This window comes from Leucobacter tardus (assembly GCF_017583045.1).
GTDB classification, from domain to species: domain Bacteria; phylum Actinomycetota; class Actinomycetes; order Actinomycetales; family Microbacteriaceae; genus Leucobacter; species Leucobacter tardus.
In genome coordinates this window covers 309173-329467 of record NZ_JAGFBF010000001.1, presented here as the reverse complement: position 1 = coordinate 329467, position 20295 = coordinate 309173, and the positions used below count along the sequence as shown (strand labels likewise).

21 protein-coding genes and 1 tRNA gene are annotated in these 20295 nt (G+C 67.4%); 12 read left to right on the top strand and 10 right to left on the bottom strand.

All coding sequences use genetic code 11. The annotated features are described in order from the left end of the window. Positions 1-86: 86 nt before the first annotated feature. From J4H85_RS01545 to J4H85_RS01520, 6 genes are read right to left on the bottom strand one after another with little or no spacing between them, the layout of a single operon-like run. A complete protein-coding gene (locus tag J4H85_RS01545; RefSeq protein ID WP_208236235.1) occupies positions 87-1838 on the bottom strand; it encodes a serine/threonine-protein kinase in 1752 nt (583 codons plus the stop codon). Beyond that, a complete protein-coding gene (locus J4H85_RS01540; protein ID WP_208236233.1) occupies positions 1835-3316 on the bottom strand; it encodes a peptidoglycan D,D-transpeptidase FtsI family protein in 1482 nt (493 codons plus the stop codon). The genes J4H85_RS01545 and J4H85_RS01540 overlap by 4 nt, the downstream gene beginning before the upstream one ends. Further along, positions 3313-4707 carry an FtsW/RodA/SpoVE family cell cycle protein gene (locus J4H85_RS01535; RefSeq protein ID WP_208236231.1) on the bottom strand — a complete coding sequence of 465 codons (1395 nt, stop codon included), beginning with the start codon at positions 4705-4707 and terminating at the stop codon, positions 3313-3315. Before J4H85_RS01535 ends, J4H85_RS01540 begins: the two co-directional genes overlap by 4 nt. After that, on the bottom strand, positions 4697-5953 hold the full coding sequence (locus J4H85_RS01530) for a PP2C family protein-serine/threonine phosphatase (protein WP_208236229.1): 1257 nt from the start codon (positions 5951-5953) through the stop codon (positions 4697-4699). The genes J4H85_RS01535 and J4H85_RS01530 overlap by 11 nt, the downstream gene beginning before the upstream one ends. Next, the gene (locus J4H85_RS01525; RefSeq protein WP_208236226.1) at positions 5950-6513 is read right to left on the bottom strand and encodes an FHA domain-containing protein FhaB/FipA; all 564 of its coding nucleotides are present in this window, start codon (positions 6511-6513) and stop codon (positions 5950-5952) included. Before J4H85_RS01525 ends, J4H85_RS01530 begins: the two co-directional genes overlap by 4 nt. Further along, positions 6510-7298, bottom strand: a complete 789-nt coding sequence (locus J4H85_RS01520; protein ID WP_208236224.1) for an FHA domain-containing protein — start codon at positions 7296-7298, stop codon at positions 6510-6512. The genes J4H85_RS01525 and J4H85_RS01520 overlap by 4 nt, the downstream gene beginning before the upstream one ends. A 296-nt stretch (positions 7299-7594) precedes the next feature. Here J4H85_RS01520 and J4H85_RS01515 point away from each other — a divergent pair. Next, positions 7595-7678, top strand: a tRNA-Leu gene (locus J4H85_RS01515). Positions 7679-7771: 93 nt separating this feature from the next. On the opposite strand, the gene J4H85_RS01510 is transcribed toward J4H85_RS01515, so the two are convergent. Continuing rightward, positions 7772-8809 (bottom strand): Lrp/AsnC family transcriptional regulator, encoded by a 1038-nt coding sequence (locus tag J4H85_RS01510; protein ID WP_243893363.1) that lies wholly within the window; start codon positions 8807-8809, stop codon positions 7772-7774. A gap of 142 nt (positions 8810-8951) precedes the next feature. Between J4H85_RS01510 and J4H85_RS01505 the strand changes: the two genes are divergently transcribed. The 7 genes from J4H85_RS01505 to J4H85_RS01475 all read left to right on the top strand — a co-directional run bounded on the left by J4H85_RS01505 (position 8952) and on the right by J4H85_RS01475 (position 15956). Continuing rightward, positions 8952-9851 carry a polysaccharide deacetylase family protein gene (locus tag J4H85_RS01505; protein WP_208236220.1) on the top strand — a complete coding sequence of 300 codons (900 nt, stop codon included), beginning with the start codon at positions 8952-8954 and terminating at the stop codon, positions 9849-9851. A 28-nt stretch (positions 9852-9879) separates the two neighbouring features. Beyond that, entirely contained in the window at positions 9880-11190 is a 1311-nt protein-coding gene (locus J4H85_RS01500) for an MFS transporter (RefSeq protein ID WP_208236218.1), read from the top strand. Further along, positions 11187-11975: an SDR family NAD(P)-dependent oxidoreductase gene (locus J4H85_RS01495; protein WP_208236216.1), complete on the top strand. Its 789-nt coding sequence runs from the start codon at positions 11187-11189 to the stop codon at positions 11973-11975. Before J4H85_RS01500 ends, J4H85_RS01495 begins: the two co-directional genes overlap by 4 nt. Further along, positions 11972-12976, top strand: a complete 1005-nt coding sequence (locus J4H85_RS01490) for a ketopantoate reductase family protein (RefSeq protein ID WP_208236214.1) — start codon at positions 11972-11974, stop codon at positions 12974-12976. The genes J4H85_RS01495 and J4H85_RS01490 overlap by 4 nt, the downstream gene beginning before the upstream one ends. Beyond that, the gene (locus J4H85_RS01485) at positions 12976-14121 is read left to right on the top strand and encodes a M20 family metallopeptidase (protein WP_208236212.1); all 1146 of its coding nucleotides are present in this window, start codon (positions 12976-12978) and stop codon (positions 14119-14121) included. Before J4H85_RS01490 ends, J4H85_RS01485 begins: the two co-directional genes overlap by 1 nt. A gap of 46 nt (positions 14122-14167) precedes the next feature. Next, positions 14168-15637: a carboxylesterase/lipase family protein gene (locus tag J4H85_RS01480; protein WP_208236210.1), complete on the top strand. Its 1470-nt coding sequence runs from the start codon at positions 14168-14170 to the stop codon at positions 15635-15637. An 85-nt stretch (positions 15638-15722) separates the two neighbouring features. Next, a complete protein-coding gene (locus J4H85_RS01475; RefSeq protein ID WP_208236208.1) occupies positions 15723-15956 on the top strand; it encodes a hypothetical protein in 234 nt (77 codons plus the stop codon). Positions 15957-16002: 46 nt separating this feature from the next. Here the strand turns inward: J4H85_RS01475 and J4H85_RS01470 are convergent, their stop codons facing one another. Further along, positions 16003-17526 carry a SulP family inorganic anion transporter gene (locus J4H85_RS01470; protein WP_208236206.1) on the bottom strand — a complete coding sequence of 508 codons (1524 nt, stop codon included), beginning with the start codon at positions 17524-17526 and terminating at the stop codon, positions 16003-16005. 175 nt (positions 17527-17701) lie between these two features. Here J4H85_RS01470 and J4H85_RS01465 point away from each other — a divergent pair, with 175 nt between their 5' ends. The 3 genes from J4H85_RS01465 (at position 17702) to J4H85_RS01455 (ending at position 18664) form a co-directional block, all read left to right on the top strand. Further along, the gene (locus J4H85_RS01465; protein WP_208237267.1) at positions 17702-18094 is read left to right on the top strand and encodes a MerR family transcriptional regulator; all 393 of its coding nucleotides are present in this window, start codon (positions 17702-17704) and stop codon (positions 18092-18094) included. A gap of 72 nt (positions 18095-18166) precedes the next feature. Further along, positions 18167-18358, top strand: a complete 192-nt coding sequence (locus J4H85_RS01460) for a hypothetical protein (RefSeq protein WP_208236204.1) — start codon at positions 18167-18169, stop codon at positions 18356-18358. An 84-nt stretch (positions 18359-18442) separates the two neighbouring features. After that, entirely contained in the window at positions 18443-18664 is a 222-nt protein-coding gene (locus J4H85_RS01455; RefSeq protein ID WP_208236202.1) for a hypothetical protein, read from the top strand. 94 nt (positions 18665-18758) lie between these two features. Here the strand turns inward: J4H85_RS01455 and J4H85_RS01450 are convergent, their stop codons facing one another. Both J4H85_RS01450 and J4H85_RS01445 read right to left on the bottom strand, forming a co-directional pair. After that, positions 18759-19157, bottom strand: a complete 399-nt coding sequence (locus tag J4H85_RS01450; RefSeq protein WP_208236200.1) for an ACT domain-containing protein — start codon at positions 19155-19157, stop codon at positions 18759-18761. Positions 19158-19248: 91 nt separating this feature from the next. Next, positions 19249-19701 (bottom strand): hypothetical protein, encoded by a 453-nt coding sequence (locus J4H85_RS01445; RefSeq protein WP_208236198.1) that lies wholly within the window; start codon positions 19699-19701, stop codon positions 19249-19251. Between the two features lie 62 nt (positions 19702-19763). Between J4H85_RS01445 and J4H85_RS01440 the strand changes: the two genes are divergently transcribed. Continuing rightward, complete coding sequence (locus tag J4H85_RS01440) at positions 19764-20276, top strand: hypothetical protein (protein WP_208236195.1); 513 nt, start codon at positions 19764-19766, stop codon at positions 20274-20276. The last annotated feature ends 19 nt before the right edge of the window (positions 20277-20295 follow it).

The following is a 20295-nucleotide window of genomic DNA, read 5'->3' as shown; positions in this document are numbered from 1 at the left end:
TGTGCATGGGCTGGACCTAGTTTACGGGCTCGCGCGACGCGAACCTTGCCCGGGTCCAAGTATTCCGTGACTCCGTGACCGTTCCGTTAGTTATCGTCGTCGTTACCTCCGGGGGGCGTCGGCGAGGGGTCCGGGCGTGCCGGTGCCTTCACGGTGATGCTGGTCTCCGATGAGGACGGGGATTCCAGGCTGGCGCCCGATCCAGCGCACTGGACGACATACGTGACGGTAATGGTTCCATCGCTCGCACCGGCGTCGAGGGTGTTCGCCTTGATGTTCGCTGTGGATCCGGACACGCCGCTGAGCGAACCGTCGCCCTCCACAGTCACGTCGTACCCCTGCACGTTCAGGCCGGTGGGGCAGACGCTCGAGTCGAGCGACAGTCCGGTCGAACCGCCGGCGTCGATCTCGGAGGCGCCGCGGGCCGCTGCCGGCTCCGCCGGATCACCGAAGCCCACGGCATATGTGAGAGTGATGGGCTCGTTGAGGCCGACCTGCTGGCCGGTGGGGTTCACCTGGGTGACGAGGCCGGCGCCGTCGGCGGAGGGCGAACCCTCCTGGACGCGGACGTCGGTGAAGCCGCGACCCTCGAGGAGGCCGACGGCCTGCTCGTACGGAGTCCCGATCAACTCGCTCTCGTCGACGACGCCGGTGGTCGCCTCGGTTTCGGTCGGTGTGGGCGACGGAGTCTCACTCGTCTGCGTGGGCTCGGGCTCATCGTTGTTGCCCGACCAGAGCGCGATGGCGGTGCCGCCGCCGATGAGGAGCAGCAGGATGAGCAGAGTGATGAGCGGCCAGGTCCACGGGTTCTTCTTCTTCTTGCCGACCTCGCCCTCGGCCTGCTCGTCGATGGGGTTTCCATCTTCATCGAGCAGCGGCTGACCCGCCTGCTCGGCGAACGCCTGCGTGCGCGGCAGCGCCGTCGTCGCGGCGTCGCCGGCGGTCGTCGCCGGCATCATCATCGTCGCGGCGTCGCCGGCGCCGAGCACCTGCGGCACGAAGCCGGCAGCGGCCTGCACGTCGTCCCGGTGCAGCGCCGAAGCGGCTTGCGCGAGCTTCGTGGCGCTCTGCGGCCGGCCGTCCGCGTCTTTCGCCAGGCAGGCCATGACGAGGTTGCGGACCGGGGCAGCGATGTCGTTCGGCAGATCCGGCGGGGTGTCGTTGATCTGCGCCATGGCGATGGCGACCTGCGACTCGCCCGTGAACGGGCGCTTGCCGGCGAGGCACTCGTACGCGACGACACCGAGCGAGTAGATGTCGGTCGCGGGGGTCGCGATGTGGCCGCTCGCCTGCTCGGGCGCCAGGTACTGCACGGTTCCCATGACCTGGCCGGTCGCGGTGAGCGGTACCTGGTCGGCGATCCGCGCGATCCCGAAGTCGGTGATCTTGACTCGCCCCTCGGGGGTGATGAGCAGGTTGCCCGGCTTGATGTCGCGGTGTACGAGTCCGGCATCATGGGCGGCCTGCAGCGACGTCGCGGTCTGCGCGACGATGCCGAGCACCTGGTCGGTGGGAAGTCGACCCTCGCGCTCGATGATGGCCGAGAGCGGTTCGCCCGGCACGAGCTCCATCACGATGTAGGCGGAACCCTGCTCCTCGCCGTAATCGAAGACGTTCGCGATGCCCTCATGGTTGACGAGCGCAGCGTGACGCGCCTCCGCGCGGAAACGCTCGAGGAAGCCGGGGTCACCCATGTACTCGTCTTTGAGGATCTTGATCGCGACGGTACGACCGATGATGCTGTCCGTGGCCTTCCAGACCTCGCCCATGCCGCCGACGGCGATCCTCGAGCTGAGCTCGTAGCGCCCGCCGAACGTGACTCCTGACGTTGGTTTCATTCGCTCAACACCGCTTCCATGACTTGTTTCCCAATCTGCGTGGGGAGTTCGTACGTACTCCCCTCGTATCCATACGCTTCTCCGCCCCCGTCGGCGATGACGACGGCCACCGCCACCTCCGGGTCGTCTGCAGGCGCGAATCCGGTGAACCAGAGCGTGTAGGGCAGATCCTCGCCCGCATCGTCCTTGCCGTTCTCGGCGGTTCCCGTTTTGCCGGCGACGTCGACGCCGTCGATCGCGGCGAGGTGGCCGGTACCGTCGGACTCGGAGACGACCTTCGTCATCATGTCCGTCAGCGTACTCGCCGTGCTCTCCGAGATGGGGCGACTGAACTGCTCGGCCGAGAAGTCGCGCTCGACCCGGAGGTCGGGCGTGATCACCTGATTGACGAGCTGCGGGTTCATGACCTGCCCCCCGTTCGCGATGCCGGCGGAGACCATCGCCATCTGCAACGGCGTCGCGCGCACGTCGAGCTGACCGATCGAGGAGAGCGCGACCTGCGCCTGGCCATCGGGCTCGGGAGCATCGCTCGGTGTCACGCTGAGCGGAATCTCGACGTCCTGTCCGAAGCCGAAGTCACGCGCCATGGCGGGGACGTCGCCGGAGTCCATGCTCATCGCGAGTTCGGCGAACGGGATGTTGCACGACAGCACGAGGGCGCGCTCCATGCTCACCTTCGATCCCGAATCGCAGGTCTCGCGCGTCGAGTTCTGCATCTCGGCCGATGACTGCGGCAGCTGCAGTGTGCGCGGGTTGGCGAACTCGGTGCTGGGTGTCGCTTCGCCGTTCTCGATGGCCGCCGCCGCGGTCAGCAGCTTGTAGGTCGAGCCCGGGTGGTACAGGTCGCCGCCGATCGCACGGTTGGTGAGCGGGCGCGCCGGATCCTCCTCGTACTGCCGGTAGTTCGTGATGATGTCGGCATCGTCGTTCGATGACAGGAGGTTCGGATCGAAACTCGGCGTCGAGACGAGCGCGAGCACCTTGCCGGTCTTCGGCTCGAGCGCCACCACGGCACCCTCGAGCCCGTCCATGCCCTCGGCGGCTGCGGCCTGAGCCGCCGAGTCGATCGTCAGCTCGACCGAGCTGCCCTGCGGCTCGACTCCCGACACGGTGTTCATGAACCGCGAGAAGAACTGCGCGTCGCCGATGCCCGCGAGATCCTGGTTCATCGCCGACTCGATACCGGTGAGGCCCTGCGTGTTCGAGAAGTATCCGGTGATGGGCGCCCACAGCGGGCCGTTCTCGTACTGCCGCTGGTACTTGAAGTCGTCGTCGGTCGGGGTCGAGTAGGCGATCGGGTTGCCATCGACCAGGATCGACCCTCGCTCGATGTCGTAGCTGTTCTTCACGGTGCGATTGTTGAGCTCGTTGCTGCGCAGCTCATCGGCAGAGACGAACTGGATCATCGTCACGGCGAAGAACAGCACGAGGAACATGCCGAACACGGTCCGGGTCAAGAACTTGAGCTGCTTGTTCATGCGCGGATCACCAGCTTGGGTCGGTTGCGCACCGCATTCGAGAGACGGAGCAGGAGCGCGATGATGATCCAGTTCGACACCAGCGACGACCCGCCCGCCGCGAGGAACGGAGCGGTGAGGCCGGTCAGGGGGATCACGCGCGTGACGCCGCCGACCACGACGAAGACCTGCAGGGCCAGGGTGAAGGCCAGACCGGCGGCGAGCAGCTTGCCGAAGTCGTCCTGTCCGGCGAATCCGATGCGGAGGCCGCGGCTGACGAGCAGCAGGTACGCGGCGAGCACGACGAAGAGACCGATGAGACCGAGCTCTTCACCGAGGCTCGGGAAAATGTAGTCGCTGCGGGCGAGCGGGGTGTCCTGCGGGAAGCCCTGGCCGAGTCCGGTGCCCGTCATGCCGCCGTTCGCCATGCCGAAGAGACCCTGCACGAGCTGGTAGCTCGCGCCGAGCGGGTCGGCGAAGGGGTCGAGCCAGTTCGCGAAGCGGTTGCCGACGTAGGCGAGGGTCTGGCTGGCCAGGATTCCGCCGAACAGGAACAGCCCGACGCCGAGCACGATCCAGCCGATGCGGCCGGTCGCGAGGTACAGCATCGACAGGAACAGGCCGAAGTACAGGAGCGAGGTGCCGAGGTCGCGCTGGAAGACGAGCACCGACATCGCGAGCAGCCAGAAGACGAGCAGCGGACCGAGGTCGCGCCCGCGCGGGAAGCGGATGCCGAGCACCTTCTTGCCGACCATCGCCAGGGCCTCGCGATTGCGCACCAGATACCCCGCGAAGAAGATCGCGAGCATGATCTTCGCGACCTCGCCCGGCTGGAAGGAGAAGCCGCCCACGTGGATCCAGACGCGTGCGCCGTTGATCTCCTGCCCGATACCCGGGAGCATCGGCAAGAGGAGCAGCAGCAAGCCCGAGAGCCCGAGCAGGTAGGTGTACCGGAAGAGCACCAGGTGGTTCTTGATGACGAGGAGCACCACGATCGCGACGACGACCGCGATCGTCGACCACAGCAGCTGCCGCGCCGAGACCGATCCCATCGTGACCGCCTCTTCGGTGGCGAGATCGATGCGGTAGATCTGCGCGGTGCCGAGCAGGTTCAGCATGACCGCGACGGGCATGATGAGCGGGTCGGCATCGGGTGCGGTCCGACGAACCACGATGTGGAGCGCGGCGACGGCGATGAGGAATGCCGCACCAGTCGGCACGAGTACCATCGACAGCTCGCCGTTGACGGTGAAGTCGATGATCACGACCGCGGCGATGCCGACGACGGCCGCGAACACGGTCAGCGCGAGTTCGAGTCCGCGGAGCAGGCGAGGTGCTCGGATCGCCGTGATGCGCTGCAGCACCGTCTCGCTGGTGCGCACGCGCTCGTACGTGTTGGCATCACTCGTCATCTTCGTGCACCCCCAATCGCGTCACGATGTCTCGGGCTTCCTCGAGCGAGCTCGCGCTGAGCGTGCGCTCGATCTGACGACGCTCGTTGCCGTCGAGGGCGTCGATCGGAATATCGGTGTCCTCGGCGACCGAGTGCAGGTCGAGCGACCCGATGCTCTGCTGCACGCCCTGGTAGATGACGACGGAGTTGCCATCGGTGCCGACGAAGTATCGGGTCTGCGTCCACTGGTACCCGAGGAACAGCGCGCCCGCGATCGTCGCGAGCACCGCGATGACGCCCACGAGCCAGAGCACGCGCCTGCGCCAATTGCGTCGACGGGTCTCGGCGATGAGCTCGGCGAGGTACTCGTCGACGCGCGGTTCGAAGTGGCTTTCTTCGACGGGCTGCACGCGGCGCGGCGGCCGACGGCGGCCGAGCAGCCGATTCCGCGCGGTGCTGACGTGCTCGCCTCCGGGGATGTCGGAGGCCGCGGAACCGGCGAAGCGGGGCCCGGGAAGCTGATCCGGCTCGATGGGAGCGGGGATCGCCTCGACCAGCACGACGGTGACGTTGTCTGGCGCCCCGGCCGCGAGGCTCTTGTCGATGAGGTTCTCGACGGCGCCCTCGAGGGTGGTCCGGCGGCGCAGGATCTTCTCGATGTCGGGCTCGTCGACGTATCCGCAGAGGCCGTCGGAGCAGAGCAGCCAGACATCGCCGACCTGGGAGTCGAGCACTTCGGTGTCGATCTCGGGCGAGGAATCGACGTCGCCGAGCACGCGCATGAGGACCGAACGGCGGGGGTGGGTCTTCGCCTCTTCTTCGGTGATGCGGCCGCTGTCGACGAGGCGCTGCACGAAGGTGTGGTCCCGGGTGACCTGGCGCATCTTGCCGTTGCGCAGCAGGTAGAGGCGCGAATCGCCGATGTGAGCGAGTGAGAGCTGGTCGCCCACCGTCAGGAAACCGGTGAACGTGGTGCCCATGCCGGCGAGCTCGGGGCGATCCTTGACCGTCGAGCGCAGCATGCGGTTGGCGTCGAGCAGCCCGGCCTTCAGTGCGCGGGCGCTCTCGACGGCGTCGCCGGTCGGTTGGCCCTCGATGTCGGCCATGGTCTTCGTCGTGAGCGCGGATGCGACGTCACCGCCGGCGTGGCCCCCCATGCCGTCGGCGACGAGGAACAAGCGGTCGCCGGCGAAGCCGGAGTCCTGGTTGTTCGACCGCACCATGCCGACATGGGAGCCGATCGCGCTCGCGAAACCGATCGTCACGGCGACGGCCTCAGCTCGAAGGTCGTCGTGCCGATGGTGACCGGCGTGAACATGGGCAGCTGCATGGGGGACGTGATGCGGTTGCCCGAGACCTTCGTGCCGTTGGTCGAGTCGAGATCGGTGATGGTCCAGCGGTCCCCGGAGCGCTTGAGCTGCGCGTGATACGTCGACGTGTACTCGTCGACGATGACGAGCGTCGAGTCGGCGCTGCGTCCCACGGTGACGATGTCGTCATCGAGGCCGATGGACGTGCCGGCGGCCTTGCCGCCGGTGATCACGAGATACCTGGCCGGGCCCGTCGGGCCGGAGGGCGCTCGCGGCGGAGAGACCATCGCGGTAGGCGCGTCGTTGGGTGCTGGTGAGGCGACGGGGGCCGGTGCGGGCGCCATTGCGGCTGCGGCCGCTCCGCTCGCGGCTCGGTTGGTGGCTTCTTCGCCCCGCATGCGGCGGACGGGAGTGCCGAACAGGTCACTGCGCAGCGCGTAGACGATCGCGAAGATGAAGAACCAGAGCAGCAGCAAGAAGCCGATGCGCAAGATCATCAAGGTCAGTTCGCTCACAGGCCCCTCCAGAAGTCCTGCTCGATACCGGCCCCTGTCCCCGACTCCGCACGCGAGCCGCGTGCGGACTGCGAGGCACCGCCGCTCGACGACCGCTGCTGCTGCGCAGGGGCGTCGGTGCGCGACGGGACCAGTTCGAATCGCAGTGAGGTCTGGCCGATCGTGATGGTGGTATCGGGAGCGAGGGCCGCTTCGCGGAATCGCTCGCCGTTGATCTTGGATCCGTTGGTGGAGCCGAGGTCGCGAGCGAGACCGGCCTGACCGTCCCAGAGCACATCGAGGTGCTGACGCGACGCCGCGGAGTCGGTGATGCGGATCGCCGCGTCGCTGCCGCGGCCCACGATGTTCGAGCCGCGTCGCAGCGGGTGCCGCACCGCGCCGTCGATGACGAGCATCGGTGTCCAGCCCACGGCCCCGTCGACGCGAGTCGCATCGACCTCGAGCACGCCCTTGGTGAGAGCGTCATCGGGTCGCACCTCGACGTCGGCGTCACCGGCGAGCTGGTAGCCCTGTCGTTTCACGTGCTTGTTGACGACGCCCACGAGCTCGCGCTCGAGTGTGTCGCCCAGACTCGTGAGACGCTCGAAGTCGGCCATCGAGACGCGCACGAGGAAGCGGTTCGGTGCGAGCACGCGGTCGCGGTCCACGATCACGGCGCCGATATCGAGTTCGCGCTTCAATGCGGAAGCGATCTCGACCGGTTGCACACCGGAGCGGAAGGTCCGGGCGAACGCACCGTTCACGGCGCGCTCGAGGCCGCGTTCGACATTGTCGAGAATGCCCATGGGCCGCGACCCCCTCTCTGTGTTCCTGACTTCCGATGACCGCCTGCACGGCACGCCGCACGGGAGCCGACGACCCGGCTCGTGTTGAATGCTACCCGGTACCGATTGGCAACACCCAAGTGAGCGCTCAAATCGGGATGGGTTCGTTGCGCTTCTGCGGCGCGGTGTCGTGGCCGGAGAGCCGCGTCATGACCCATCGACGAGCCGCTTCCCGCCACGCATCGAATTGGATTCGCGACCCCACTACCTGCTAGAGTGATGGGGTTGTCACGACATCGATGCCGTGCACACGACTCGCGCGAGTGGCGGAATTGGCAGACGCGCTGGCTTCAGGTGCCAGTGCCCGCAAGGGCGTGGGGGTTCAAGTCCCCCCTCGCGCACGAGACGAACAAGCGGCCCGGATCTCAGGATCCGGGCCGCTTCGTTGTGTGCGGATGGAGTGCGCGCCCACCCGCGCTACGCGCCCACCCGCGCTACGCGCGTCGCAGCACGTTCGGCACCTGATTCCCGAGTCGCCAGCGTTCGCGGTCGATCCAGTATCGGCGGGCGAGTCTGAGGACCACGGAACTCGAGACGGCTCTGACGCCCTTCATGTCGCCGAGGTCGGTTCTGATGAACTCGGCGAGCGCTGCCGGGCCGGAGAATGCTGCGGAGAGGCTGACGGGTTCCGCCCCGGTGACCGCGTTGAGGAGGCGGACGTTGGGCTGGTCGGCGAGAGCCTCGAGCACGGGCCCGATTGACTTCGGACTGACGTCGAGCGAGAGCAGGGCGTTCAGGGGGTATCCGATCAGCGAGGGCTGGATCTCGACGCGAGGTGTCACTGCACCGCTGTGCACCACGGTCTTGATGGCGCGCGCCGCGGTCGACGGTGAGACGTCGAGCTGACGGGCGATCGTCGCCGCGGTCTCGCGCGCGTTTGCGCCCAGAATGCGCATGGTTGCGAATTCGAGGTCCGAGAGCTCATCGAGGGAGCTGATCGGATCGGCCGACACGTCGGGTCGGTGCGCTTCGAGCGCGCGGACCACGGCGTCGTCGAGGCGAGCGAACCTCCAGCTCTGTCCCACTTTCGCGGGTTGGAGCATCATGCGGCTGTCGAGGGCGATGAGCCCGTCGATGCTCGGCACGCGCTCGGCGAGCAGTTGCTCGGCGTCCGATCCGATGAGGGGGTACAGGTGCACGTGGATGTCGGAGGGCCCGCTCACCTGCGTGGCGAATTGGATGTCGGGGATCCGGAGCAGTTCGTCGAGCACCTCGCGCGAACGACCGGGGGCGGAGGTGATCCAGAGTTCGAAAGGATTGCTCGACGTGATCAGTTCCCAGGCGAACCGACCGACGACGCGCAGCATCCGCTCGTCCTGCATCCGACTGAGGCGGCGACTGACGGTGCTCGACGGGACGCCCAGAATATCGGCGAGTGCGGCGGAGGGTACGCGGGGAGCCACGTGCAGCGCAGCGACGATATCGAGATCGATGCTGTCGAGTGACGGGCGATCCCGATCCGCTGCTGGCATGCTCACCCACCCAATATACCGAGCGTCCGCTGCGTGTGCCGCTGACGGATTTTCCCATAAACCTTGCTCTGAATGATTGATCTGCCTATAGTTGCTGTGATTGATGACAAGAGGCGTCATCTCTCAGGCCGAAGGGAAGCACATGGAAGCTCAGGAACCGTGGCAGTGGACTGAACCGGAGTGGCGTGCTCGGGTGGAACGCGTCCGAGCCGGCAAGACCCTCAGGCACCGGGATTCCGCTCGCAGATGGCCCGAAGGCCGCAGAGCGGCGGTCGCAATCTCCTTCGACAGCGATCACGAGACGCCCGCACTGCGCGACGGCGAGACGTCACCGGCCCGTATGGCCCAGGGGGAGTTCGGCGCGCGCGTCGCGGTGCCGAAGATCCTCGACCTGCTCGCCGTGCACGACATCGCCGCGACCTTCTTCATGCCGGCGGTCTGCGCCCTCATGCGCCCGGAGGAGGCGCCTCGGTACCGCGACCTCGGCCACGAGGTCGCGGTGCACGGGTGGATTCACGAGCGCAATACGACGCTCGAGTTCGCCGATGAACTCGATCTCACCCGCCGATGCCTCGACACCTTCGAGCACCAGCTCGGTCACCGACCGGTCGGCATCCGCACCCCCTCATGGGACTTCTCCGAGGGCACCCTCGCGGTGATCCGGGAACTCGGGTTCGCCTACGACTCCTCACTCATGGCGGATACCGAGCCGTACGAGCTCATCGAGGCGGGAGAGCAGACAGGCGTCGTGGAGATCCCGGTCGAGTGGATCCGCGATGACGCACCGTACCTCATGATGGACCGGTTCGGCGGGCTCCGGCCCCACACCGCCCCGCGCGATCTGCTGCAGATCTGGATCGACGAGTTCGATGCCGCCTACGCCGAGGGCGGTCTGTTCCAGCTCACGATGCACCCGCACATCATCGGCCACCGGTCGCGCCTGCGGATCCTCGACGACCTGCTCCGCCACATCAGCAGCCATTCCGATGTCTGGATCGGCACGCACGCCGACCTGGCAGCACACTTGCGGCCACTCATCTGAGCGCCGACGCTCCGACAGAAAGCGAATCATGACCTCCATCACGACCGAGCCCGTGAGCTCGACCCGATTGACGAAGAAGGGGAAGAAGGCGCTCGTCGCCGGTTCGATCGGCAACGCCGTCGAGTTCGTCGACTGGGCGATCTACTCCACCTTCGTCTCGATCTTCGCCCACCACTTCTTCCCGCCGGGCAACGACATCGCAGCGCTGCTGTCGACCCTGGCGATCTTCGCGGTCGGATTCATCATGCGACCCATCGGCGCCGCGGTCATGGGGGCCTACGCCGACCGGCACGGTCGCAAGAAGGGCCTTCTGCTCACCATCTCGATGATGGCCTGCGCGACGCTCGTGATCGGAATCGCCCCCACCTACGAGCAGGTCGGCATCATCGCCCCGATCATCCTCGTGCTCGCCCGGTTGACCCAGGGATTCGCGGCGGGCGGCGAGTTCGGTTCGGCATCGGCGTTCATGGTGGAATCCGCGGCACCGGCTCGGCGGGCGTTCGCGGGCTCGTGGCAGCAAGTGTCCACCGCAGGTGGAGTGCTCATCGCGGTCGGGATCGGAACGACGATCACCACCTTCCTTCCCGACGAGGCGGTCGACAGCTGGGGGTGGCGCGCCGCGTTCGTCTTCGCGGCGATGCTCGGAGTCGTCGGCGTCTGGCTGCGCCGCACCGTCGAAGAGACCGACTCGCACGCGACCGGGCTCGTGAACGTCGAGCAGGCGAACACGTCGCACAAGAATGCGTTCATGCGCATGGTGCGCGAGCACCCGAAGTCGATGCTGCGCGTCTTCGGCATCACGATCGCCGGCACGCTGCTGTACTACCTGTGGATCAACTTCATGCCCACCTACGCGTCGGTCACGACGGGGATCCCGCTGAACCAGGCGCTCGCCGCGAACTTCATCTCGATCGCGGTGTTCATCGTGCTCTTGCCGTTCGGCGGCATTCTCTCCGACAAGATCGGGCGCAAGCCGACGATGGCGGCGTTCGCCGGCGGGTTCCTCATCTTCGCCTGGCCGGCCTTCAGTCTCATCGGCGGCGGCTTCTGGTCGTTGCTGCTCGTCGAGCTCATCGGCGTGTTCTTCCTGGTGGGATACAGCGCGAACTGCGCGGTCATCATGGCCGAGCAGTTCCCGCCCGAGGTGCGGGCGACCGGGATCGGGCTGCCGTACGCACTCGCGGTTGCCATGTTCGGCGGAACGGCTCCGTACATCACGACTTGGATGAGCACCAATGGACTCGGCGAGTGGGTCTGGGTGTACGCCGCCGGAGCGGCCGCCATCGGGCTCGTCGTGTACCTGACGATGCCCGAGACCAAGGGAAAGGCACTCGATTGAGCCGGCACATTCTGATCACCGGTGCCGGATCGGGCATCGGCAGAGAGATCGCACTCGCCTTCGCGCGACTCGGCGAACGCATCACCATCGCTGACATCCGCGCCCAACCGCTGACCGAAACCGCCCGTGCTCTCGCGCAGGCGGGGGCAGCCGAGGTGCGCACCGCCTCTGTGGACCTGAGCCGTGCCGAATCGGCCGAGGAGTTGATCGCGGAGACCTGGGAACACCGCCCGATCGACGTACTGATCTCGAGCGCCGGCATCTATCCGGCGACGCCGTTCCTCGAACTCACCCCCGAAACGTGGGACACCGTGCTCGACCTGAACACCCGCGCCCCCCTCCTGTTGACCGTCGCGCTCGCACGCCGCGTCATCACGGAATCCCGGCGGGCGAACGTGGTCAACATCACATCGGGTGCGGCGCAGCGCGCCAGGCCGGGCGCGGCACCGTACTCCACGTCGAAAGCGGCGCTGGAGATGGCGACCCGCGCGTCCGCACTCGAGCTCGGCGCGCACGGCATCCGGGTGAACGCCGTCTCGCCCGGTTTCATCACCGTCGACTCGGAGGTGAACCCGGTGACCGAGGAGTACGCGTCGGCCGTCGGCGACAATCCGTTGGGCCGCCGCGGGCGTCCGAGTGACGTCGCTCGGGCGGTCGTCTGGATCGCCAGCGATGCGGCGGAGTGGATCACCGGAGAAGTGCTGCGCGTCGATGGCGGATCGTCGACGGGGTCCTGGAAACTCCCGCAGCACTGGGAGTCGGCGCAGAGCGAGGAGACATCATGACGACGTACACCGTGGTGGGCGCGGGAGCGATCGGAGGCACCCTGGCAGTGCATCTGCATCGCGCGGGTGCGGACGTGCAGATCGTGGATGCGGACGAAACGCATGTTCGGGCGATCGCGGAGCGGGGCTTGCGCGTCGAACAGCCGGACGGAGTGATCGAGGCGCGCATCCCGGTGATGACACCCGAGAACGCGCCTGAGAAGCTCGACGCCGTGCTGCTCGCCGTCAAGGCACAGGCCACCGATGCGGTGGCCGCCTGGATCGCCCCGCGGCTCGCCGACGATGGATGGGTGGCCTCGCTGCAGAACGGACTCAACGAGCCGGTCATCGCCCGTCACGTCGGTGCGGACCGCACGGTCGCCGCGTTCGTCGACCTCTTCGCCGACGTGATCGAACCCGGAGTGGTGCGCGACGGCGGTGCCGGCGACATCGCGCTCGGCGAGTATGCGGGTGGTGACAGCACTCGGGTGCGTCGTCTCGCTCAGGATCTCAGCGAGTGGGGAACGCCGATCATCTCGGGCAACATCCCCGGCTTCCTCTGGTCGAAGCTCGGATTCGGCGCGATGCTCGTCGCCAGCGCGCTCGTCGACGACGACATGGGTGACCTCATCGACCGGCACCGCATCGGGATGCACGCGCTGACGCGCGAAGTGCTGCAGGTCGCACGCGCCGAGCAGATCGCACTCGAGGCGTTCGACGCCTTCACACCGCACGACTATCTCGGAACCGATGCCGACGCGAACCGCGCGACGGACGCGCTGGTCGCCTGGCTCGCCACGCAGGCGAAGAAGCGTTCGGGGATCTGGCGGGACATCGCCGTGCGCGGGCGCAAGACGGAGGTGCCGGCACAGTACGCGGCGGTCTTCGCCGCAGCCGAGCGGCATGAGATCGCGACGCCGACCCTGCGCTGGCTCGTGACTCAGATCGAGCGCCTCGAAACACATCAGATCGCGATGGACGAATCACTGCTGCACGAACTCGACGGAAAGGTGGCCGCCTGATGGACGCGCTCGCCGCTGCACGCGCCTCGCGCGCACGACTGACTGAAGACCTCACCGCGTACGTCGAACTGGAGACGCCCTCGGACGATCCGGAGGCGTTGACCCGCGGCCTCGCCTGGGCTCGCGCGTACGTGACCACGCACCTCGGTGAACCTGACGGTGTCGACGTGACTGCGGGAGCGCCGTACGGCGATACTGCGGTGCTCCGCTACGCGGCGTCGAACGACGGCACGGGGACCATCGGTGTGCTCTGCCACTACGACACCGTGTGGCCGCTCGGCACCCTGCACGAGTGGCCCGTCAGCATCGACGGCGACCGTTTCACCGGTCCGGGAGCGTTCGACATGAAAGCGGGGTTGGTGCAGTTCGTGCACGCGGTGCGGATCGCGCGGGAGCATGGGATGCGGGTTCCCGCGCTCACGATCGTGCTGAACGGTGACGAAGAGGTGGGATCGCCGGCTTCGCGCCCGGTGATCGAGGACGCCGTGCGCGGTCTCGACGCCGTGCTGGTGTTCGAGGCGAGCGCCGACGGTGCGGTGAAGACCGCCCGGAAGGGCGTCGGACTGTTCTCCGTGACGACCACCGGTCGAGAGGCGCACGCCGGCCTCGATCCCGACCGCGGCATCAGCGCCATCGACGAGATTGCGCGCGCCGTTCTGCAGCTGCACGGTGCAGCGGACCGTGCAGCCGGGACCAGTGTGAACGTCGGGATCCTGTCCGGTGGATCGCGCATGAACGTGACCGCCGGGCACGCCGAGGCCCAGATCGATGTGCGCGTCGAGTCCGAGTCCGAGCGCGAGCGGATCGATGCGGTGCTCGGGGGTCTGCGCGCGGAGCACCCCGACGCGACACTCACGGTCTCCGGGGGATGGAACCGTCCGATCATGCCCAGATCCGACTCCACGGCCGCCCTCTTCACCGAGGCGTCGAACGCCGCCGACGAGCTCGGTTTTTCGCTCACGGAGATCTCGGTCGGCGGAGCGAGCGACGGCAACTTCGCCGCCGCGCTCGGCATACCGGTGCTCGACGGCCTCGGGGCCGTCGGCGATGGAGCGCACGCACGCACGGAGTGGGTCAGCATCGACGGCATGGTCGAGCGCACAGCGCTGGCCGCCGCGCTCCTGCACCGCCTCGGCCAACGGTAGGCGCGAGGGCGTGACCCCGGCGTCCCCACCGCACTAGGCTCATGCCATGGGAGCGAACGTCACGGCGGTCACGGCTGCGGGCCGGGTACAGGGTAAGGATCTCGGCGACGCGGTCGTCTTCTACGGCGTCCCGTACGCTGCGCCGCCCATCGGTGATCTGACATTCGCCGCCCCGGTGCCGCCCGTCCCGTGGAACGGGATGCGCGACGCGACGGTACCGGGCCCGACGGCGCAGCATCGCGCATTCGCCGCCGGCACCATCCCCGACCCGTCCGTCGACGGTGACGACATTCTCACGGTGAACATCTGGTCCCCCGCAGCGGCACGGGAGGCACGGCTCCCGGTCCTCGTCTGGTTCCACGGCGGTGCGTTCATCGCCGGATCCCCGGTGAGCCCCTGGTACGACGGACGATCGTTCGCGCGCGACGGCATCGTCGTCGTCACCGTCGGTTCGCGACTCGGCATCGCCGGCTTCGGCACGCTGCCGGACGCCCCGCAGAACCGCGCGGTGCGCGACTGGATCGCCGCTCTCGAGTGGGTGCAGCAGAATATCGGCGACTTCGGAGGCGACCCCTCCCGCGTCACGATCGCCGGCCAGTCGGCCGGAGGGGGTGCCGTGCTCACGCTGCTCGGCACCCCACGCATCGGCGCACTCGTGCACGGCGCTATCGCGATGTCTCCGGTCGCGAAGATCGCCTCGCCCGAGGAGGCAGCGCGAGCGACCGCGGTTGCCGCTGAACGGCTGGGTGTCGAGCCGACGGCTGCAGCCCTGTCGCGTCTGTCCCGCGAGACTCTTGCGGATGTCCCGTGGACGATGCCGAACGTCTTCGGCACTTCCGAGGTCCAGATGAGTCGGCTGCCCGCGCCGGCGATGCTCGTGCCCGCCGTGCTCGCCTCGCTGCCGTTCACTCCCGTGCTCGACGGCGAATGGGTGACCGCGCAGGCTCCCGATGGCGCCCGCAGTGGGCCGGGAGCGGCGATCCCGCTGATGATCGGCGCCGTCGGTCAGGAGTTCACCGGCATGGCCGCGGGAATCCCCGGGGCATCCGCTCTGACCCGTCAGGTGCTGGAGGGCATGGGCGCATCGGGGATCGCCGACGCGTACCTCGCCGCGCACGATGCGCTGCCCGAGAGCGATTCGCTCGGCCAGCTGCTCAGCGACGTGTTCATCCGCTCCACCGTCCCCCGCGTCGCCGAGGACCGCGACCGTACCTGGGTGTACGACTTCACCTGGGGGAGTCGCGGGGCGATCGATCCGGGACGCGCGTTCCACTGCCTCGACATTCCGTTTGCCTGGAACGTCGTGGGCACACCGGAGGCGGATCGTGTCACGGGCACGGCACCGCAGGCGCTCGCCGCAGAGATGCACGCGGCGTGGACGTCGTTCATCACTGGCGGAGACCCGGGATGGGCGCCGTACCGCGAGGACGGTGCGACGCGACGGTGGGGCGACGTCAGCGAGACGATCGCGAACGGGTACGCGGCGGAACGGCTGCTGGTGGCGTCGCCTGACTGAACACCTGCCACGACCGCAAGGGCCTTGAGCACTTTCTTCGGTTCCCGCACCATATTCCCTGAGCACTGGACAGGGGAGACGCGTAATGGGGTCGCACAGCGAGGGGCCGTCGAAGGCCGAGGAGTTGCTCGGACGCATTGAACGATCGGCGGGCCGGGTCGAAGAGCGGATCGGCAGCAAGCGGGGTGACGACTTCGCCGCGATCCACGGCCGCGTCCGTCGGCGGCGCGCAGAAGAACGATTGCGTCCGGACGAAGCCGAGACGCCGAATGATCAGGTCGACGAGGGCGCTTCCGACGAAACCGGCGCTGACCACTGACCCGCGGGACTGCGCCAGTGCGGGGAGCCTGAAGCTGCAGACGTGATCAGTGGTCGCTCCCGAGGTTGCCCGAAAGACGATGGTGCAGCGCGGCCGCGTCATCGTTCAAGCCCTCGATGGTCACCGACTTGTCGAGGCGTGCGTACTTCGTCGTGATGGCGTCAAGAGCCGCGACCGTCGACGCGTCCCACACGTGAGAACCGCTCATGTCGATCACGACGCGCGCGGGATCGTCGGCGTACGCGAACTGCGTCGTGAGGTCATTGCTCGATGCGAAGAACAGCTCGCCGTTGACGGTGTACCGGGCGATCGAAGAGCCATCGCGCTCGTCCAACGTACGCGTCACACTCGCGAAGTGGGCGACGCGGCGGGCGAACATGATCATCGCGGCCAGCACGCCGAGGATCACGCCGATGGCGAGGTTGTGCGTCCATACGGTCGCCACCACGGTGATCAGCATGACCGCGGTCTCGCTCCGCGGCATCCGCTTCAGTGTGTCGAGACGAATGCTGTGCCAGTCGAACGTCGCCACCGATACGACGATCATGACCGCCACGAGCGCGGCCATCGGAATGATGGCGACGACGTCTCCGAGCGCGAGAATCAGGACGAGCAGGAAGACGCCGGCGAGGAACGTGGAGATGCGGGTACGGGCACCCGACGCCTTCACGTTGATCATGGTCTGCCCGATCATCGCGCACCCGCCCATGCCGCCGAACATCCCGGAAAGGAGATTCGCGACGCCCTGTCCGAAGGCTTCTCGCGTCTTTCCGGAGTGCGTGTCGGTGATGTCGTCGACGAGCTTGGCGGTCATGAGCGACTCGAGGAGTCCGACTACCGCCATCGCCAGTGCGTAGGGTGCGATGATCTGCAGCGTCTCGAGCGTGAGGGGGACGTTCGGCACGAAGAGCGCGGGCAGGCTTCGCGGAAGTTCGCCCTGGTCCCCGACGTTCGGCACGGTGAGCCCGAACGCAACCACGGCCGTGGTGAGGAGGACGATCGCTACCAGTGGTGCGGGCACGACCGTGGTGATGCGCGGGAGCACCACCACCACCACGAGTCCGACCGCTACGAGCGGGTAGACGAGCCAGGGTACGCCGATGAGCTGCGGGAACTGCGAGGTGAAGATGAGGATCGCGAGGGCGTTGACGAAGCCGACCATGACGGACCGCGGAATGAAGCGCATGAGCTTCGCGACCCCGAGCACGGCGAGCCCGACCTGGATCAGTCCGCCGAGGAGGACGGTCGCGATGAAGTAGTCGATGCCGTGGTCACGCGCGACGGGAGCGATGACGAGCGCGATGGCTCCCGTCGCGGCAGTGATCATGGCCGGTCGACCGCCGAGGAACGCGATGGCGACCGCCATGACGAACGAGGAGAAGAGACCGACCCTCGGGTCGACTCCTGCGATGATCGAGAAGGCGATGGCTTCGGGGATCAAGGCGAGTGCCACGACGAGGCCGGCGAGCACCTCTCGCGTGAGGAGGCGTGGGTTGCGGAATGCTTGTCCGACAGTGGGCTCGATGCGAGTGCGCGACGTCTGTGCGCGCACGGGGGTAAGTGGTGACATATGTCTCCGAAGTCGGGCCCCGAAACCGGAGCGTGAGGTGAGCGGTGCACGGAGCACCGTGGTCGGTCAGGCCGACGCGAGAAGATAGGAGCAGCATTCTCGCCGCATACGTCGACTCTAACGTAACGTGAGGTTTGCGGGAAGTGAAAAGGGGGACAGTGTGTCTGAAAGCGGCATGATGCGGATCGGCGCAGTCGCAGAACGAACGGAGTTGTCGTTCCGTACCCTGCGGCACTACGACGAGGTGGGTCTGGTCACTCCCTCGGGGCGCACCGACGGCGGGTTCCGGCTGTATACGGACCACGACGTGGAACGGTTGCTCCTGATCCGTCGAATGAAGCCGCTCGGGTATTCCCTGGACGAGATGGGCGAACTGCTGAGCGTGGTCGACGCGCTCGCGGCATCCCCCCATGACGCATCATTGCAGCACCGCATGCGCGAGATCCGTGACGGGGCGGAGAGCCGGCGGGAGAAGCTCGAGCAGCATCTGGCGATGGCTGACGAGTTCCTGGCGTTGCTGGAGGATCGACGCCCGCACCAGTCCGTTCGACCGGACGAGAGCGAGTGAGTAGCCTGGAACGATGCGCCGTACATCGCATGGGGGAGCGGGCCGGGCGAGGCCGACAGCCGTCTCGCCGCGATGGACGGCATCGAGGAGGTTCCTACAGACGTCTCTGAGCAGTGGGACGCCTGGTATGCGCACCTATCAGCTATCAGCGAGGCCGAGCAGGCGGGCGACGCCCCAGCAGAGCTCATCGCCGACGGATCCTCCGGCGCCGCCGCGGAGGCGGGGAGCGCACTCAGCGACTCCTACACGGGCACCTGTCTGTAGCGAGGGACCGTTCGCAGCCTCTCACTCCTCCGGACATGGTGCAAGGGGGAAGCCAAGAGCGCGCAGGCTGCTTACCGTCGGGGTATGCATGAATACGTCGCCTATCTCGCTCGAGCCGGCCCGGGGTACGACCCTTCGGATTGGCACATCACCGTGCACGACCTCGAAGACCCCGATCGCGTGGGCCCGGAGGGGACGGTCGAGAGCGCCGAGAAGCGCGTGCTCGGGCACTGGTTCCGAGATCGTGGATTCACGATCACCGGCGAATTTCTCGACGGCCGAGCCTTTCGGCTCCGCCGGACGTAAGGCGCCGTTCCTGCTCCACTTGCGGCGATGTCGCGTATGCGCGCAATGGCGAAAGGAATACGCGTAGTGGACGGGCATCAGGACACTGCGAGCGTCAGGACAGCACATGTCCGGCGTCGGAAAGGGCGGCTTCCGCGCGCGTGGCGTGCCCCACCGGGAACATGAGCACGTCCCCGTCGAACGTCGACACCACGAAGACGGGGCAGCCGACCGCCGACAGCGGTGAGACCAGCGATGACACGATGCCGGTGGTTTCGAATGCGATCGGACCGCCGACGATGAGCGCGACCCATGGCCCGTCGATCCGCGCATCGCTTGGCGCGGAGTCTGATGGGCAGACGACCGAGATCTCGTGCGGGGTGCGCGTGACCGAGGCGAACGCCCCCGCGGTGATCTGATCTTCCAGCACGGATCGCACGTCAGCCGACGGAGGGAACCGCGCGACGACGTACTCGCCCGGAAGGCGGTGCAGGGTGACGGAGGGAGCGTTCATCAGGAAGGTCCTCAGTGATGATGCGCGGAAGGCTCGATCCGAGCCGCGAGATTCGCGCGTTCGCTTTCCAGCTTAGCGAGTGGGGAGCTCGCTATCCGTCACGCTCGTTCCCGCGGCCGACGACGGTGCGCTGCGCTCGTCTCTGTGTTTCGCTCCAGAACTCCGTCGCTCCCAACGCGATCCCGATCCAGAGGCGTGGGAAGGGGAGTCGCAGTTTGCGGAGCGCTCGCTCTGTTTTCTCGTCCGCCCACCACGAGAACATCCACGCGCCGGCCATCAGCGCAGCTGCAAGTGAGGCAAGCGCCAGCCGTGCGGCGGGGTGCGGCTGCACGCGTGCTCCGGCCCGGTCTGCGCGTTCTCGCCCCAGGATCTTCTCGCCGGCCCCGGGAGTCGCTACGACGATGGCGACTCCGCCGGCCGAAGCCCACGTCAGCCCGTGCCGCGTCCACCTCGGGAAGGCTCGCCCGGGTATGAGGGTGAACGCGCAGACCCCCAGGGCACTCGCGAGAGGACTGGTGAGCGCTCGGCGAAGTGCAGTGTTCATCCGTCCACCCTAGAGCTGCACCGGCGCCTACGAAACCTCAATGGCCCGGGTACAGTCGCCGTATGGCGAGGCGAGAAACAGGTTCGGATCTGCACTGGACAGTGTTGCGCAGAAGGTATCTCGAGCTCGGCACCGGCGAGTTCATCGCCGCCGCGGTCTTCGCCGCTGTGGCCGCCGGGGTCATCTCGCCACGACTCGGGACGCAGCAAGATGTCCTCGCTCTCTGGTGTGCGCTGGTGCCGCTTCTCGTGATCCTCGTGCAGGCGGGCGTGTACTGGTTGCTGGCTCGGCACGGACTCGGCCGAGAGCCGATGTCGACGAGAGCACGTGCGGTGTATCGGGCATTTCGGTATGGAAACCCGGTGATGCTCATCGTCGCACTCGTCGCGATTGTCGTGTGGCGACCCACGCAGTTCTCGATCTTCGCGATGGTCGTCGCGGTGTGGCTGTTCGCCGCAGTCGAGTACGTCAACTACTACGTGATGCGGGTGGCGTACCCGATTCAGCACTGGCCCCGACGCGTCCTGCGGCGGCGGCGACCCCAGCTCGTTCGCGATCTCATGTCGGTCCGATGACCCGCGCTACCGGGGTGGG

What these genes read in the sequence shown, in the direction of transcription:
- J4H85_RS01440 (WP_208236195.1), top strand. Translation starts at nt 19,764, where the DNA reads ATGGCGAGGCGAGAAACAGGTTCGGATCTGCACTGGACAGTGTTGCGC.
- J4H85_RS01445 (WP_208236198.1), bottom strand. Translation starts at nt 19,701, where the DNA reads ATGAACACTGCACTTCGCCGAGCGCTCACCAGTCCTCTCGCGAGTGCC.
- J4H85_RS01450 (WP_208236200.1), bottom strand. Translation starts at nt 19,157, where the DNA reads ATGAACGCTCCCTCCGTCACCCTGCACCGCCTTCCGGGCGAGTACGTC.
- J4H85_RS01460 (WP_208236204.1), top strand. Translation starts at nt 18,167, where the DNA reads ATGGACGGCATCGAGGAGGTTCCTACAGACGTCTCTGAGCAGTGGGAC.
- J4H85_RS01485 (WP_208236212.1), top strand. Translation starts at nt 12,976, where the DNA reads ATGGACGCGCTCGCCGCTGCACGCGCCTCGCGCGCACGACTGACTGAA.
- J4H85_RS01520 (WP_208236224.1), bottom strand. Translation starts at nt 7,298, where the DNA reads ATGGGCATTCTCGACAATGTCGAACGCGGCCTCGAGCGCGCCGTGAAC.
- J4H85_RS01535 (WP_208236231.1), bottom strand. Translation starts at nt 4,707, where the DNA reads ATGACGAGTGATGCCAACACGTACGAGCGCGTGCGCACCAGCGAGACG.
- J4H85_RS01465 (WP_208237267.1), top strand. Translation starts at nt 17,702, where the DNA reads ATGATGCGGATCGGCGCAGTCGCAGAACGAACGGAGTTGTCGTTCCGT.
- J4H85_RS01455 (WP_208236202.1), top strand. Translation starts at nt 18,443, where the DNA reads ATGCATGAATACGTCGCCTATCTCGCTCGAGCCGGCCCGGGGTACGAC.
- J4H85_RS01490 (WP_208236214.1), top strand. Translation starts at nt 11,972, where the DNA reads ATGACGACGTACACCGTGGTGGGCGCGGGAGCGATCGGAGGCACCCTG.
- J4H85_RS01505 (WP_208236220.1), top strand. Translation starts at nt 8,952, where the DNA reads ATGGAAGCTCAGGAACCGTGGCAGTGGACTGAACCGGAGTGGCGTGCT.
- J4H85_RS01475 (WP_208236208.1), top strand. Translation starts at nt 15,723, where the DNA reads ATGGGGTCGCACAGCGAGGGGCCGTCGAAGGCCGAGGAGTTGCTCGGA.
- J4H85_RS01480 (WP_208236210.1), top strand. Translation starts at nt 14,168, where the DNA reads ATGGGAGCGAACGTCACGGCGGTCACGGCTGCGGGCCGGGTACAGGGT.
- J4H85_RS01545 (WP_208236235.1), bottom strand. Translation starts at nt 1,838, where the DNA reads ATGAAACCAACGTCAGGAGTCACGTTCGGCGGGCGCTACGAGCTCAGC.
- J4H85_RS01500 (WP_208236218.1), top strand. Translation starts at nt 9,880, where the DNA reads ATGACCTCCATCACGACCGAGCCCGTGAGCTCGACCCGATTGACGAAG.
- J4H85_RS01510 (WP_243893363.1), bottom strand. Translation starts at nt 8,809, where the DNA reads ATGCCAGCAGCGGATCGGGATCGCCCGTCACTCGACAGCATCGATCTC.
- J4H85_RS01540 (WP_208236233.1), bottom strand. Translation starts at nt 3,316, where the DNA reads ATGAACAAGCAGCTCAAGTTCTTGACCCGGACCGTGTTCGGCATGTTC.
- J4H85_RS01470 (WP_208236206.1), bottom strand. Translation starts at nt 17,526, where the DNA reads ATGTCACCACTTACCCCCGTGCGCGCACAGACGTCGCGCACTCGCATC.